General features: G+C 76.1%; 8 protein-coding genes. 3 read left to right on the top strand and 5 right to left on the bottom strand.

Annotated features, from left to right (window positions below; all coding sequences use genetic code 11):
- The first annotated feature begins 12 nt into the window (after positions 1 to 12).
- Entirely contained in the window at positions 13 to 2,325 is a 2,313-nt protein-coding gene (locus ACFV57_RS33885; protein ID WP_385240079.1) for a CDP-glycerol glycerophosphotransferase family protein, read from the top strand.
- 19 nt (positions 2,326 to 2,344) lie between these two features.
- Here ACFV57_RS33885 and ACFV57_RS33880 read toward each other — a convergent pair whose 3' ends face one another.
- The 5 genes from ACFV57_RS33880 to ACFV57_RS33860 form a co-directional block, all read right to left on the bottom strand.
- Entirely contained in the window at positions 2,345 to 3,316 is a 972-nt protein-coding gene (locus ACFV57_RS33880; RefSeq protein ID WP_385240077.1) for a class I SAM-dependent methyltransferase, read from the bottom strand.
- Positions 3,317 to 3,471: 155 nt separating this feature from the next.
- A complete protein-coding gene (locus tag ACFV57_RS33875; protein ID WP_385240075.1) occupies positions 3,472 to 4,353 on the bottom strand; it encodes a carbohydrate ABC transporter permease in 882 nt (293 codons plus the stop codon).
- Positions 4,350 to 5,702 carry a carbohydrate ABC transporter permease gene (locus tag ACFV57_RS33870; protein WP_385240073.1) on the bottom strand — a complete coding sequence of 451 codons (1,353 nt, stop codon included), beginning with the start codon at positions 5,700 to 5,702 and terminating at the stop codon, positions 4,350 to 4,352. The genes ACFV57_RS33875 and ACFV57_RS33870 overlap by 4 nt, the downstream gene beginning before the upstream one ends.
- A 98-nt stretch (positions 5,703 to 5,800) precedes the next feature.
- Positions 5,801 to 7,231 carry an ABC transporter substrate-binding protein gene (locus tag ACFV57_RS33865; protein ID WP_385240071.1) on the bottom strand — a complete coding sequence of 477 codons (1,431 nt, stop codon included), beginning with the start codon at positions 7,229 to 7,231 and terminating at the stop codon, positions 5,801 to 5,803.
- Positions 7,232 to 7,450: 219 nt separating this feature from the next.
- The gene (locus ACFV57_RS33860; RefSeq protein ID WP_385240069.1) at positions 7,451 to 10,891 is read right to left on the bottom strand and encodes an FtsK/SpoIIIE domain-containing protein; all 3,441 of its coding nucleotides are present in this window, start codon (positions 10,889 to 10,891) and stop codon (positions 7,451 to 7,453) included.
- Positions 10,892 to 11,369: 478 nt separating this feature from the next.
- Here ACFV57_RS33860 and ACFV57_RS33855 point away from each other — a divergent pair, with 478 nt between their 5' ends.
- Together ACFV57_RS33855 and ACFV57_RS33850 are read left to right on the top strand one after the other, a co-directional pair.
- On the top strand, positions 11,370 to 13,133 hold the full coding sequence (locus tag ACFV57_RS33855) for a serine/threonine-protein kinase (RefSeq protein WP_385240067.1): 1,764 nt from the start codon (positions 11,370 to 11,372) through the stop codon (positions 13,131 to 13,133).
- A 176-nt stretch (positions 13,134 to 13,309) separates the two neighbouring features.
- Positions 13,310 to 14,623, top strand: a complete 1,314-nt coding sequence (locus ACFV57_RS33850; RefSeq protein WP_385240065.1) for a serine/threonine-protein kinase — start codon at positions 13,310 to 13,312, stop codon at positions 14,621 to 14,623.
- Positions 14,624 to 14,747: the final 124 nt, after the last annotated feature.

Here is a 14,747-nt window from a genome sequence, read left to right as displayed (position 1 = left end):
TTTGGGATGGCCATGCCCCGGTTCAGCGTCATCGTCCCCGCCCGCAGCGTCCAGGGCTTCCTGCGCGCCTGCCTGGACTCCGTACTGGAGCAGTCCCACCGGGACGTGGAGCTGATCGCCGTCGACGACTGCTCGGCGGACGCCACCGGCGCGATCATCGACGAGTACGCGCGCCACGACCCGCGCCTGATCGCCCGGCACCAGCGGCGCCCGAGCGGCGCGGGCCCGTCCCGCAACGCCGGTGCCGCGCTGGCCCGCGGCGACTACCTGCTCTTCCTCGACGGCGACGACACCCTGGCCCCCGGCGCGCTGGCCGCCGTCGACGCGCGGCTGCGGGCCTGCGGCGAGCCGGACGTCCTGCTGTGGGACCACGAACGGGTGGACGTCTGGGAGCGGCGGCGGCCCGGCGGCGACGGCGCCCTCCTGGCGGCGGCGGGCGACACGGTCTTCGACGCCGCGCAGCGCCCCGAAGCGCTCGGCGTGGCGCCCGCCGCGTGGAACCGGGCGGTGCGCCGCGACCACTGGACCGGCCGGGGACTCGCCTTCGCCGACGGCCCGTACGAGGACATCCCGTACGCGTACGAGAGTCTGCTGACCGCCGGGCGCGTCGCGGCGCTGGACCGGGCCTGTGTCACCTGGCGCGAGCGGCGGCGGGGCAGTGCCGGCACGACCCCCGGGCGCCACCACTTCGTCGTCGTCCAACGCTACGAGGAGCTGTTCGCCCGGCTGGACGGCCTGCTGCCGGGCGGGGAGCCGGGGCCCGGGGCGCGGTCGGCCCCGGCCGAAGCCCGGCCGCAGCTGCTGGCCGTGCTGCACGCCCGGATGACCGAACGGCTGCTGGCGATCCTCGACGACCCCGACCGCATCGTGCCCGCCGACCGCGCCGCCTTCTTCCGCGCCGCGAGCGGCTGCATCCGACGGCACCGCCCGGCCGGCGCGCCGCTGCCGCCCGCGCTGCGCTCGTACCGCGCGTACCGGTCGCTGCACGGGGCGCGCGACATGCGGCGCGAGCTGGCCAGGGAGCTGCGCGACCGCGGCGAGGCCGCCGCCCGCACGGCCTACCGGCGCTACTACGGCCTGCGGCTGCACGCCCCGCTCGACGCCGACCTCGTGCTGTACGGCGCCCGCGGCAACCGCGCGGTGACCGGCAACCCGTATGCCGTCGAGCGCAAGGCCCGCGAGATCGCGCCCCAGCTGTACGGCGTGTGGGCGGTCCGCGAGGGCGCGGAGGACGCCGTACCGGCGGGCACCGACCACGTCACGGTCGGCTCCCGCCGCTACTGGGAACTGCTGGCCAGGGCCGCGTACCTGGTCACCGACGGCGACTTCCCCGGCGCTGCCGGGCGGCCGGGACAGCTCTGCCTCCAGACCCACCAGGGCACCCCGCTGAAGGCGACGGGCCTGGACGCCCACCGCCACCCGGGCGCCCCGGCAGGCCCGGGACCGGGCCGGGTCCTGGAACACGCCGACCAGTGGGACTACTGCCTCTCCGCCAACCAGCACTCCAGCGAGATCTGGGAGCGCGCCTACCCCAGCTCGTACGAGACGCTGGCCACCGGCTTCCCGCGCAACGACCGGTATCACACCGCCACCGCGGCCGATGTCCGCGCGATGCGCGCCGCGCTCGGCATCCGGCCCGGCGCGACTGCCGTGCTGTACGCGCCCACCCACCGTGACCACCCGGCCGCCGCCGCACCGCCGCTGGACGTGGCCCGCCTCGCCGCGGCGCTCGGCCCGCGCTTCCAGCTCCTGGTCCGCGCCCACCCGTACGCCGGGCGGCAGGGCGCGCCGGACCCGCAGACGGCCGCCCTCCAGGAGGCGGGCGCGGTCCTCGACGTCTCCGGCCACCCGCACATCGAGGATCTGTGCCTGGCCGCCGACGCGCTGCTGAGCGACTGCTCCTCCGTACTCTTCGACTACGCCGACCTCGACCGGCCGATCATCGTGCACACCGCGGGCTGGGACGCCTTCCGGCTCGCCCGCGGTGTCTACGTGGACCTGCTGTCCGGGCGGCCCGGCGACACCCCGGGCGTGCTCGCGCAGGACGAGGCGGCCATCGCCGGGGCCTTCCACTCCGGGCGCTGGGACGGCCCGGCGGCGGCGTCGCTGCGGGCCGCCTTCCGGGACCGCTTCTGCCAGTACGGCGACGGGCTGGCCGCGGAGCGGGTGGTGCGCCGGGTCCTCCTCGGCGAGGACGACCTGCTGCCCCTGCTGCCGCCGGACGAGCGCCGGCCCGCCCCGTCGCCCCGGGCCGCCGAACGGGCCGCGGCCCAGCAGGACGGCGCCACCCGCACCCTCACGGGCCCCGGCGCCGTCGCCGGATGACGGCCGGTGCCCCGGCCGCTCAGCGGGCCGCCGAGCGGCGGCGGGCGGCGACGACGGCCTTGGTGATGAACGGCGGCAGGACGTTGACCGCGAGGCGGCGGGCCGGGCTGCGACGCGCGCGGGCGGCGGCCGGACGGGGCGCGGCGGTGCGGGCGGCCGCCTGCGGGCCCGCGGGCTGGGCGGAGGCCGCCGGGGCGTCGTTCTTCCGCGGGGCCGCCGCCCGGTGGCGGGAGACCGGGTGCGCGGGCTCCTCGGCGCCCTTGGCGCTCAGCCGGATCAGCGGCGCGCCGTTGACCTCCTGCACCTCGTGCCACATCCCCTCGCGGCCGGTCAGCCACGCCAGCAGCGCCGCCTGTACGGGCGCGGGGTCGCCCCACGTGCCGTAGAACTTGGTCGGCGTGATGCAGACCGGGCGCAGCGCCTGGCCGGTGACCGCCTGCCAGGTGGCGGCGGCCACCCCGGGGCAGTGCTCGGCGCGGAAGTCGTCGAGGACGACGATGCCCTGGGGCGTGAGCAGTTCGCGCACCGTGACGATGTCGCCGTGCACATGCTCGTACAGGTGCGAGGCGTCGATGTGCGCGAAGCGGCAGCTGCCCGGCTCGACGTGGTCCGCCACGACCGAGCTGAGCCCCTGCACGATCTCGGGCAGCTCGTCGTGGAAGGCCAGGTAGTTCGCCTCGAAGGCGCGGCGGGTCAGCGTGGCGTAGGACTTCGCCATCTCCTTGGAGTTGGAGGCGTCCCCGGCGGGCGAGTCGAACAGGTCGCAGACCGTGAAGCGGTCGCCGGGGCGCAGCCGCGCGCCCATGAAGATGGCGCTCTTGCCCATGTACGCGCCCAGTTCGAGCAGGTCGCCCGGCTCGGCGCGGTCCTCCTGGCGGGCCAGGAACCAGTCGAAGAGCAGCTGGTCGGCGGTGAAGAACCAGCCCTTCACATCGGACAGCCGCCCGGGGCGCGGGAGTTCGGCACTGAGGTCTGCGGTGCGGGCAGTCATGTGCGGTCCGTCTCCAGACGGTCGGGGGGCGTCGTCGGCGTGCCCGTCATCGTGGGGCAGCAACGTGAACGGAAAGTGGCGTACGGCACAGCGTTCCCTTACGCCACCGCACCCGTTCCCGTACGCCGCCGGTTCCCGGCCCCGGCCCGCGCCGGTCACTTCACCGCGCCCGCCATCACCCCGGAGACGAACTGCCGCTGGAAGGCGAAGAAGACGACCAGGGGAACCACCATCGACAGGAACGCGCCCGGCGCCAGCACGTCGATGTTGTTGCCGAACTGCCGCACCTCCTGCTGGAGCGCGACCGTGATCGGCGGGCTGCCGCTGTCCGCGAAGATCAGCGCCACCAGCAGGTCGTTCCACACCCACAGGAACTGGAAGATGCCCAGCGAGGCGATGGCGGGCCCGCCCAGCGGCAGCACCACCCGGGTGAACAGGCGCAGCTCGTTCGCGCCGTCCAGCCGGGCCGCCTCCAGCAGCTCGCGCGGGATCTCGGCGAAGAAGTTGCGCAGCAGGAACACCGCGAAGGGCAGCCCGAAGGCGGTGTGGAAGAGGATCACACCGGGCGTCGTCTCGAACAGGCCGACCGCGCCGAACAGCTTCGCCACGGGGATCAGCGCGACCTGTACGGGCACCACCAGCAGGCCGACGACCACCATGAACCACCCGTCGCGGCCGGGGAAGTCCATCCAGGCGAACGCGTAACCGGCCAGCGCCCCGATGACGACCACCAGCAGTGTCGCCGGGACGGTGATCAGCGCGGTGGTCAGCAGCGAGTCCATGACCTTGGCGTTCTCCAGCAGCGCGCCGTAGCTGGACCACGTGAGCTGGGCGGGCTCGGTGAAGACCGTCCACCAGCCGGACTCGGCGATGTCCTGCGGCGAGCGCAGCGAGGACACCAGCAGCCCGGCCGTCGGCATCAGCCAGAACAGCCCGATCAGGATCAGTACGACCCGCAGGGCGCCGCCGCCCGTGCGGGCCGCGATCCGCGCGGGCAGCGACTGCCTGGCCCGTACGACACCGTCCGCGGTCGTCATCGCCCGCGCTCCTTCCGTAGGCGCCGGAGATTGACGTACATCACCGGCAGGACGAGCAGCAGCAGGAACACCGCGATGGCGCTGCCGATGCCCTGGTCCACGTCCGTGCCGAAGGACGACTGGAAGAGCTGGAGGGCGAGCACGTTGGCGTCCTTGAGGCTGGAGCCCGGCGCGATGATGTAGACGAGGTCGAAGATCTTCAGCACGTTGATCATGAGCGTGACCAGCACGACGATCAGGACGGGCGCCAGCAGCGGCACCGTCACCCGGCGGAAGACCTGCCACTCGTTGGCGCCGTCCACCCGGGCCGCCTCCAGCAGCTCCCTGGGCATCCCCGCCAGGCCCGCCGCGATCAGCACCATCGCGAACCCGGCCCACATCCAGATGTACGCGCCGATGATGGCCGGGGTGACCAGGGCCGGGCCGAGCCAGTTCACGCCGTTGTACGCGGCGGCGAAGTTCGCGGCGGGCAGCCGCAGCAGCGCGCCGTCCGCCTCGGCGGGCAGCGAGAACCGGCCGTCGGTCCCGGTGGTCGCGCTCGCCACGGTCCGGCCGTCCTTGACCGCCTCGACCGTCAGGCCCGGCAGCCCCTTCTCGGAGCGGTCGATGATGTTCGGGGCGCCGCCGCCACCGCGGGTGAAGTCCAGCCAGACCGTGCCGGTGACCCGCCCCGGCTCCGGGCGCGCGGCGGTCGCGGCGCGCGCCTTGCCCAGGTCGGCGGGCTGTACGGCGACGAGCGGGAGGTGCGCCGGATCGCCCGCGCGCACCGGTTTGGTGGTGGTGTACGCGCCGCCGGACGCCGTGAGGCCCGCGTTGGGCCGCGGCTTGGCGCCCGGGTACGGGGCGGGCTCCGCGAAGGTGTCGTGGACGGCGACCCACACGGCGTTGGCGACGCCGCGCTCCGGGTCCTGGTCGTACACCAGCCGGAAGATGATGCCCGCGGCGAGCATGGAGATCGCCATCGGCATGAAGACGACCAGCTTGAAGGCGGTGCCCCAGCGGACCCGCTCGGTGAGCACCGCGAAGAGCAGGCCGAGCGCGGTGGCGACGGTGGGGGCCACCACGACCCAGATGACGTTGTTCTTCAGGGCGATGCGGATGCGCTCGTCGGTGAACAGCTCGCCGTAGTTGCCCAGGCCCACGAAGCCGTCGCCGGACGCGTCGAACAGGCTCCGGTAGACCGAGAAGCCGATGGGGTAGACGACCAGCGCCCCGAGCAGGACGAGGGCCGGCAGCAGGAAGACGGCGGCGACCCAGGGACGGGTGCCCGCCACACTCCTGCCCCGGCGCGGCGTGCCGGTGCGCGGGCGGACCGGGCCGGCCGGCCCGCCCGCGGTCGCAGCGTTCATGGTGGTGCCCCCCGGTCGATGCGGTCAGCGGCGGTGCGCACCGTGGGTGCGCTGCGCGGCGGCGGACCGGCCGGGCCCGCCGCCGTACGGAGGCCGGGTCAGCTGCCGAACGCCTTGGCGGCGTCCTGCTCCAGCTTCTTCTGGGTGCCCGCCACGTCCTTGGGGTTCTTGAGGAAGTCCTGGAGGTCCTTCCACTCGCCCTGGCCGGGCTTGCCGCCGAAACTGGCCGGCGCCTGGTCCGACATGTCGAAGCGGAAGTCGTCGCCCGCCTTGATCAGCGCCGCGGCGATCTCGCGCATCGTGTCGTTCGCGTACGCGGCCCCGTCCAGCTCCTTGTTGGGGGAGATGAAGCCGCCGGCCTGCGCCCAGATCTTGGCGGCGTCCGTGGAGGCGAGGAAGGTGAGCAGGGCCTGCGCGCCCTTGGTGTCCTTCAGGGCCACCGCCGCGTCGCCGCCGGTGACCACGGGCGACCTGGAGCCGACCGCGGGGAACGGGAAGACCTTGGCGTCCGTGCCGACCTTGGCCTTGGTCTGCGCGATGTTGGTGGCGGCGTAGTCCGCCGAGGAGACCATGGCGGCCTTCGGCTGGTCGCCGCCGCTGAAGGTCTGGGTGACCGAAGCGGGGAACTGGGTCTGCAGCGCGCCGCTGTTGCCCCCGGCCAGCAGGCCCGGTGTGCCGAAGAGCCGGCCGAGCGCGGTCAGCGCCTTCGTGACGGACGGATCGGTCCACTTGATCTTGTGCTGGGCCAGCTGGTCGTACTTCTGCGGCCCGGCCTGGGAGAGATAGACGTTCTCGAACCAGTCGGTCAGCGTCCAGCCGTCCGCGCCGCCCACCGACACCGGCTCCACCCCGGAGTCCGCGATGGTCTGCGCCGTCTTGAGGAACTCCGCCCAGTCCTTCGGCTCGCTCACTCCCGCGTTCTCGAAGACCTTGGTGTTGTACCAGACCAGCGACTTGTTGCTGGCCTTGTAATACACCCCGTACTCGGTGCTGTCGTACGAGCCCAGCTGCCGCCAGCCCGGCGAGAAGTTCTTGGCCAGCTCCTCCTTGGCGGCGGCCCCCAGCGGCTTGAGCCAGCCCTTGCGGGCGAACTCCCGCAACACGCCGACCTGCGGCGGGAACGCCACGTCCGGCTGCCCGCCGCCGGCCACCTTCGAGCCGATGAACCCGGCCATGTCGTCGCCGCTGGGGATGTAGTCGACGGTCGCGCCGGTGCGCTTCTCGAACTCCTCCAGCACCTTCAGGAAGCTCGCGCGCTCCGGACCCGTCCACACCGCCGAGACCTGGAGCTTCTGGCCGGTCAGCTTGGGGAGCTGGACGGAGACGCCGCCGCTGCTCTTGCCGCCGCCCTCGCTCTTGTCGCCGTCGCCGTTGCCGCCGCTGCCGCCGCAGGCGGTCAGCGTCAGGGCGCCCGCCGCGGCGAGTGCCAGGGCGGCGCGGGCGGTTGTCGTGGTGCGGGTGCGGGCGGCAGCCGTGCCGCCGGTCGTCGCGGTGCGCGCGCCGCCGCGCCGTGTGCGTGAAGTGCCCATCCCCGAAGCCCCTCCCGTGCGGTGCACTGAGCGCCGTGTGGCGGTACCGCGGTGCGGTGTCCCGCCGCGGACAGTCCTACGCCCGGATCACTGGCCCCGCAATACCGCCTCCGGCCCCAACTGCCCTTTCGTGACCGGCCCGTTACCCCTCGCGTACACCTCACGACCGGGCTTCGTGCGGCGCGCCGGGCCCGCCGGCGGGGAGGCCGGACGCCGGGGTCAGAGCAGGGGCGCGGCGGCGGGCGCGCCACAGGACTGGGCGGCCCGCTGCAGGGCGCTCGCCAGCAGGGCCAGATCGGTCGGCCCGTTGCCCAGCTCGCGCAGCGGGCGGCGGGCCGGCGGATCGCCCATCCGCGCCCACTCCAGCGGCACGACCGTGGGGCGCAGCGTGGACGTCCGGGGTATCCGCCCGGTCACCCGGCCGGTCTGGAACGGCGTGACGCCGGCGTCCGCCGCGCGGTGCAGCCGTCCGCGGCCCGGTGGCACCGGCTCGGCCGCGTCCGCCGCCGGGCCCAGCTCCACGCGCAGTCCGGCCGCCCGGTCCGTGGCCGTGTCGGCCGTACGGTCCGGATGGCCGGTGGCCGCTATCAGGTGCACGCCGAGCGCCGCGCCGTCCCGCGCCACCGCCTCCAGCGCCCGCACCACCGAACCGGCCGCGGGCCGGCCCGTACTGCCGAGGGCCGGGGCGACCAGCGCGTCGAAGTCGTCGACCAGCACGAACAGCCGGGACATCGGCGCGGCCCGCGGCGCCTGCCCCTCCGGGCCGGGCCCGGGGGCGCTGCGGGCACGCAGCCGCAGGGTGCCGGTCGATGTGGAGTCCTGCTCGGCGGGGGACTCGGCCGGGCGCCGGGGCGCCGGGGTGCGCGGCGCCGGGAGGTGCCGGGCCCGCCACGCGGCGAAGTCCGTACCGGCCAGGGTCTCGGCGCGCCGCTTCAGCTCGGAGCTGAGCGCCTGCGCGAACTGCCGCATCCGCACCGGGTCCGAGGCCGTCAGATGGGTGGTCACATGCGGCAGGTCCGTGCACAGCCGCAGGCCCTCGCCGCGCTCCGGGCCCGCGCCGTCCACCAGGACCAGGGAGAGCAGGTCCGGGCGGTCGGCGGCGGCGAGCGAGGCGGCCAGCGAGCGCAGCAGCTCCGTCTTGCCGCTGCCCGCGCCGCCCGTCACCAGCAGATGGCAGGCGTCGGCGGCCAGGTCGGCGCAGAGCGGGCCGTGCGGGCCCGCGCCCAGCACGGCGGCGGCGCCCGCCCGGCCCGGGTCCGAGGCGGCGGCCCAACGGGCCATCAGCGAAGCCGGGGTGGCCCGCGCCAGGCCCAGCTCGTCCAGCAGGCGCGAGGTGTCCGGCAGTGGTACGGCGGCGCTGCGTGCCGGGCGCCCGCCGAGGCCGCCGCCCGTGTCGGCCTCCCGCAGCGGCGCGAGGGCCCGCGCGAACCGCTCGGACCAGGCGCCGGAGACCGCGTCGACCGCGGCGACCGTGCCGTTCGGGCCCGTGCCGGGCTGGACGACGCGCAGCGCCGTGGCGACGTCGCCGCTCAGCACGGCGACCGCGCCGCACTCGCCGAAGGCGGGCGACGCCGCACGGGCCGCCTCGTAGGTCGCGGAGAGCGGGAAGGCCGGGGTGGCGGCGGGCGTCTCGGCCAGGCAGAGCACATGGATGCCGGCCGCCGGGCCGCTCGCCGCGAGCCGCGCGGTCGTCTCGCGCAGCGCCGAGGAGCCGGGGTCGCCGTCCACGATCAGGAGGGTGTACGGGCCGTTGTAGCGCGCGGCGGCGGAGGCGACGGCGGAGCGGTCGGCACCGGCCCAGTGCGGGCCCAGCGGGCCGTCGTCGAGGCGGCGCGCCAGCTCCGCCGTACGGGCCGTCGCCTGCTCCTTCTCATAGGCGAGCAGCAGACGGCAGTCCTGGGCGTGGGCAGGGCGCACCTGGGGGAGCCAGCCGAGCCAGGACCAGTCGGCCAGCCGGTCCTCCAGCGAGCGCGCGCGGTCCGTGCTGACCAGCACGATTTCGAGGGTGGCGGGGGAGTGCAGGGCGGCGAGCTGGGCGACCGCGGCGCGCGCGAGGCCGCCGAGCCGGGCGCGCGGCCCGGCGAGGCCCAGGGCACCCGCCTTGCGCAGCTCGACGGTCACCGGCGCGGCGGAGCGGCCGCCGTCCTGCGCGACCGTGCCGAGCCGGACGGTGAGGGCGTCCGGGTGGTCGGGGCCGCGCTCCCAGAGCCGCGGACCGGGGCCGAGCGCGGTCAGCAGCACCGTCGCCGGGTCGGGCCACCGCTCGTCGGCGGCCTCGGGGCTCAGCCGCTCGCCCGCGGGCCCGTACGCCTGGTCGGCGGTGCCGGACGCCGCCGCCTGCGACTGCCGCTGCTGCTCCTGCCACACGGTCGGCGCGGGCGCGGGCGCCGCCCCGGGGCGCTCGGCGGCGGGCCGGGCGCCGGTCAGCCGGCGGGCCCAGGCGCCGAGGCCGCCCCGGCGCGCGGCCTTCGCGGACGCGCCGGGGCCGTCCTGGTCGTCGCGCGGGTCCGCACGGAAGCCGTCGCGGACGTCGTCACCGAGGTCGTCGCGGAAGCCGTCGCGCGGGTCCCCGGCCGGGGCGGGGCCCGGCCGGCCGCCGTGGGTCCGCGCCGGCCCGTCGGCGTCCGGGCCGTACGGCTCGTAGCGCTCCTGGGGGCTGCCGGGGAACGGGGTGCCGCGCAGCGGGGTGCCGCGGCGCGCCGGGCTGTCGTACGCGGCGGGCAGCTCCTCCCGCGGACTCGGGGCGCCGTACGGGGACGCGGCGGCGTACGGCCCCGGGACGCGGCCCGTGACGTCCTGGGCGGCCGGGGGAGCGGCGGGGGCCGGGGAGCCGTGGCCCGGCGCTCCGGGGCGCGAGGTGTCCTGGTCGTGGGCGGCGGACCGGGCGCCGGGGACGGAGGGGGCGCCGGACCGCACGGCGGCTGCCGCCTCCGGTGCCGCGGCGTCCTGCTGGGAGACGCGCAACTGGCCCTCCCCGTCGGGAGCGCACACCAGGGCCGGGTCGGGCTCGGCGGGCGCGGCCTGGAGGCGCAGCGCGGACTCGCCGATGCGCAGCAGCGCGCCGGGCGCCAGCGGCACCGGGCGCTCGCCGATCTCGGCGCCGCCGACCGCCGTGCCGTTGGTCGAGCGGAGGTCGGCGACCAGTACCGCGCCGTCCGGCTCGACCGTCACCGCGCAGTGCAGCCGGGAGACGTCCGGGTCGTCGAGGGGCACGTCGGCCTCGGCGGAGCGGCCGACGCGGATCGCGCCGCCCTGGCCGCCGTGCAGCAGGTGGACGCCGCCGGCGTCGGGCCCGGAGACGATCCGCAGCCGGGGCGCGCCGTGCGGCAGACCGTGTGCCGGGGCGGGGCCGGGGGCGCCGAGGGAGAGCACCGCGCCGTCGATCAGCGGAGGCTCGCCGATCGCCGCGCGCTGCGGGTCGAGACGCTCGCTGCCCGCGTACAGCACGACGGGTCCGCCGGAGCCGCCCGCGGCGGCACCTCCCTTGCCGCTGCTGCCGCTGCCGCTGCTGCCGATGTCCGCGCCGGACCCGGCCACGGCCGCCGCGAGGCCGCTCGCCACCGCGGCGAGCGCCGTCCCGGCGGGGGCCGTGACGAGGACGTCGCAGGCCCGCGTGGGGTGGCCGCTGCGCGGCCCGAGGACGGTCAGCCGGATCTGCATCGCCGTCAGCGGTCCCTTCCGCCCGGACCGTTCGACGGGGGCCCCGTGATCTCCCCCACCGCACCCGGGCACTCGGCACGTACAAGTCCTGGTGACACGGGGCTCGCGCTCCCGCGCCGCACGCGCGCGACGAAGGCCCCGCACCCCCACCGCTTCCGTGCTGGGTGCATCCTCGCACCTGCCACTGACAACACGCCCGCCGACCATCACTCAGTGATCTTGATTGGTCGACCCCGGGCGGAAAACCGCCTGATCGGATACTGCGAACGGCCGGTTTTCGATCATCGGCGATCGCTGTTCGGCCTGACGTGGACATCGATCGCGGTCCGCCCGCAACCATCTGTCCTGAATGCGCGTCTTTCCCCCAAGCCCCGCCCGATCGTCCCGCCGTACGGCCCGTTCGGCGGCACTACAGTGGGGCGACGGGCCGCCGCGACCCACCGGCCCGGCAAGGATCGATCACGACCAGGGAGCGCACGTGCGGCCGGTAGGCAGCAAGTACCTGCTTGAGGAGCCGCTGGGACGCGGCGCCACGGGCACCGTCTGGCGTGCCCGTCAGAGGGAGACGGCGGGGGCCGAGGCCGCGGTGGCCGGGGAGCCCGGCGAGACCGTCGCGATCAAGGTCCTCAAGGAGGAGCTGGCGCACGACGCGGACGTGGTCATGCGCTTCCTGCGGGAGCGCTCGGTCCTGCTGCGGCTCACCCACCCGAACATCGTGCGCACCCGCGACCTGGTCGTCGAGGGCGATCTGCTCGCCCTGGTCATGGACCTCGTCGACGGCCCCGACCTGCACCGCTACCTGCGCGACAACGGCCCCTTCAGCCCCGTCGCCGCCTCCCTGCTGACCGCCCAGATCGCCGACGCGCTGGCCGCCAGCCACGCCGACGGCGTCGTGCACCGCGACCTGAAGCCCGCCAACGTCCTGCTCAAGGGCACCGGCGAGGGCGACACGGCCGAGCTGCACCCGATGCTCACCGACTTCGGCATCGCGCGCCTGGCGGACTCGCCCGGCCTGACCCGCACCCACGAGTTTGTCGGCACCCCCGCCTACGTGGCGCCGGAGTCCGCCGAGGGCCGCCCGCAGACCTCCGCCGTGGACATCTACGGCGCCGGCATCCTGCTGTACGAGCTCGTCACCGGCCGCCCGCCGTTCGGCGGCGCCAGCGCCCTCGAAGTCCTGCACCGCCACCTCAGCGAGGAGCCGCGCCGCCCGTCCACCGTCCCCGAGCCGCTGTGGACGGTCATCGAGCGCTGCCTGAGCAAGGAGCCGGGCGAGCGGCCCAGCGCCGAGAACCTGGCCCGCGCGCTGCGCACGGTCGCCGCGGGCGTCGGCGTGCACGCGACCCCGGCGCAGGCCGAGGCCGCGCTCGGCGTCGCCGCGCTGCTCGCGCCGGACCCGGCCCCCGCCACGGTGCCCGGCACCGGCACCGGCGGTACGGGCGACGCCGACCCCACCCAGGTGCTGCCGTCCACCGCCGGTTCGTACGACCCGGCCGCGGCGACCAGCGTGCTGCCGTCCACCAACGGCCGGGACGGCCGGCGCGGACCGGACGCCGACCCGACGCAGGTGCTGGCCTCCGGCCCCGGCGGCCAGGGCCAGGACTTCGGCGGCGGCCAGGGCGGCGCCGACCCGACCCGCGCCATGCCTCCCGTACCGCCGGGACCACCCGGCGGGCAGCCCGAGGGCCCGCATCCGTGGGAGTCCCAGATGCGGGCCGCCCGGGACCGCAACGAGCAGACCCAGTACCTGGACCCGGGGCAGGACCCGCTGCGCCGCCGCCCGCAGCGGCAGCCCGCCCCGCCTCAGCAGTCTCCGCAGTACCAGCAGCAGGCGCAGCCGTACCAGCAGCCGCCGCAGTACCAGCAGCAGGCCCCCGCGCCGTACCAGCAGCCCCAGCACCAGCAGCCCCAGCAGCCCCAGCAGCCGCAGCCGCAGCAGGCGCCGCGCCGGCAGCAGCCGCCGCCGCAGCGCTATGAGCCCGAGCGGCCGCCGGAGCGCGAGCCCCGGCCGCGCCGCGAGCCCCGGCAGCGCAGCGCCAACCCGATGCGCATCCCGGGCCTGGGCTGCCTCAAGGGCTGTCTGTTCGTGCTGGTCATCCTGTTCGTCGGCGGCTGGGCGATCTGGGAGTTCTCCCCGCTCCAGGAGTGGATCGGTACGACCAAGGGCTACTTCGAACAGATCGGCGACGTCATCGGCAGCGTCCGGGACTTCGTCAAGGACGTCGGCAACTGGTTCAAGTGACCCCCTGCCGCCGGCGCGGTCACAGAGGGGATTTGTCGACTTCCAAGGGGCGATTTCCCCCACAGAAGTGACACCTGTGCCCATCCTGGGCACAGAACCCCCCGATACCCGCGTAGCTTTGACGCCACCTTCAGCCCCCTGAGGACGCTCAGCGGGCCCGACACGTCGGAGCAGTCTTGGCACGGAAGATCGGCAGCCGGTACACCGCCCACCAGATCCTTGGCCGCGGCAGTGCCGGCACGGTATGGCTCGGCGACGGACCCGAGGGGGCCGTCGCCATCAAGCTGCTGCGCGAGGACCTCGCCGCCGACCAGGAGCTGGTCGGCCGCTTCGTCCAGGAGCGCGCCGCGCTGCTCGGCCTGGACCACCCGCGCGTCGTCAACGTGCGCGACCTGGTGGTCGACGGCAACGACCTCGCCCTGGTCATGGACCTCGTACGGGGCACCGACCTGCGCACCCGCCTGGAGCGGGAGCGCCGGCTCGCCCCCGAGGCCGCCGTCGCCATCGCCGCCGACGTGGCCGACGGCCTGGCCGTCGCCCACAAGGCGGGCGTCGTGCACCGGGACGTGAAGCCCGAGAACGTCCTCCTGGACATGCAGGGCCCGCTCGGCCCCGGCGGCGCCCACCCGGCGCTGCTCACCGACTTCGGCATCGCCCGCCTCGTCGACTCACCGCGCCTGGCCCGCGCCACCAAGGTCATCGGCACCCCCGACTACCTCGCCCCCGAGATCATCGAGGGCCTGCCGCCGCGCGCGTCCGTCGACGTGTACGCGCTCGCCACGGTCCTGTACGAGCTGCTCGCCGGCTTCACCCCGTTCGGCGGCGGCCACCCCGGCGCGGTGCTGCGCCGCCACGTCACCGAGTCCGTGGCGCCGCTGCCCGGCATCCCGGACGAGCTGTGGCAGCTGCTCCTGCAGTGCCTGGCCAAGGCGCCCGCCTCCCGGCTGCGCGCCCCCGAACTGGCCGCCCGGCTGCGCGAGATCCTGCCGGGCCTGGCGGGCCACCCGCCGCTGGACATCGACGAGCCGGACAGCGAGGAGGCCGCCCGGGAGGCCGAGGAGAGCGCCTCCGGCCCGTACGCGCCGGGCACCGCCGGGACCGGCTCCGGCTCGTACGAGGAGTCCCTCTACCCGCCGGTCGCGCCCGGCGGCTCCCGGCCGCGCGGCGCCGTACCGCTCGTGCACGGCTCGGCCGCCCCCGACTCGAACCGCGAGACGCACACGAGTATGCGCGTCCCCGGCCCGGACGAGCTGGCCGGGGGCGCCCACGGCACGGCCCGTGCCCCGCGCGCCGCGGGCGAGCGCCGGGCCGGTTCGGCGCGGCACCGCGAGGCGGTGCGCCGCCGCCGGGTGAAGCTGGGCCTCGCCGCCGCCGCGGTGGTGGCCGCCGCCGGGCTCGGCGGCTGGTTCGCCTCCCAGCACGGCGACTCCGAGGACGCCAAGCCGGGCGTCCAGCACTCCGACGCGACGACCCCGCGGCCCGCGCCCTGATCCACGGCCGTCGCCCGGGCCCGCTCAGGCCCGGGCCACGGCCCCGTACCGCGGTTCCCGCACCCCGCCCCACCTGCGTCCGCGCGCCGCCGCCCGACAAGCGGCGCGAGGCTCGGGACATGCA

The organism is Streptomyces sp. NPDC059788, assembly GCF_042732265.1.
GTDB lineage: Bacteria > Actinomycetota > Actinomycetes > Streptomycetales > Streptomycetaceae > Streptomyces.
This window is presented reverse-complemented; position numbering and strand designations above follow the sequence as displayed.

Excerpts from the sequence above, each read along its gene's own strand:
- ACFV57_RS33865 (WP_385240071.1), bottom strand. The coding sequence starts at position 7,231 with ATGGGCACTTCACGCACACGGCGCGGCGGCGCGCGCACCGCGACGACC.
- ACFV57_RS33860 (WP_385240069.1), bottom strand. The coding sequence starts at position 10,891 with ATGCAGATCCGGCTGACCGTCCTCGGGCCGCGCAGCGGCCACCCCACG.
- ACFV57_RS33885 (WP_385240079.1), top strand. The coding sequence starts at position 13 with ATGCCCCGGTTCAGCGTCATCGTCCCCGCCCGCAGCGTCCAGGGCTTC.
- ACFV57_RS33870 (WP_385240073.1), bottom strand. The coding sequence starts at position 5,702 with ATGAACGCTGCGACCGCGGGCGGGCCGGCCGGCCCGGTCCGCCCGCGC.
- ACFV57_RS33875 (WP_385240075.1), bottom strand. The coding sequence starts at position 4,353 with ATGACGACCGCGGACGGTGTCGTACGGGCCAGGCAGTCGCTGCCCGCG.
- ACFV57_RS33880 (WP_385240077.1), bottom strand. The coding sequence starts at position 3,316 with ATGACTGCCCGCACCGCAGACCTCAGTGCCGAACTCCCGCGCCCCGGG.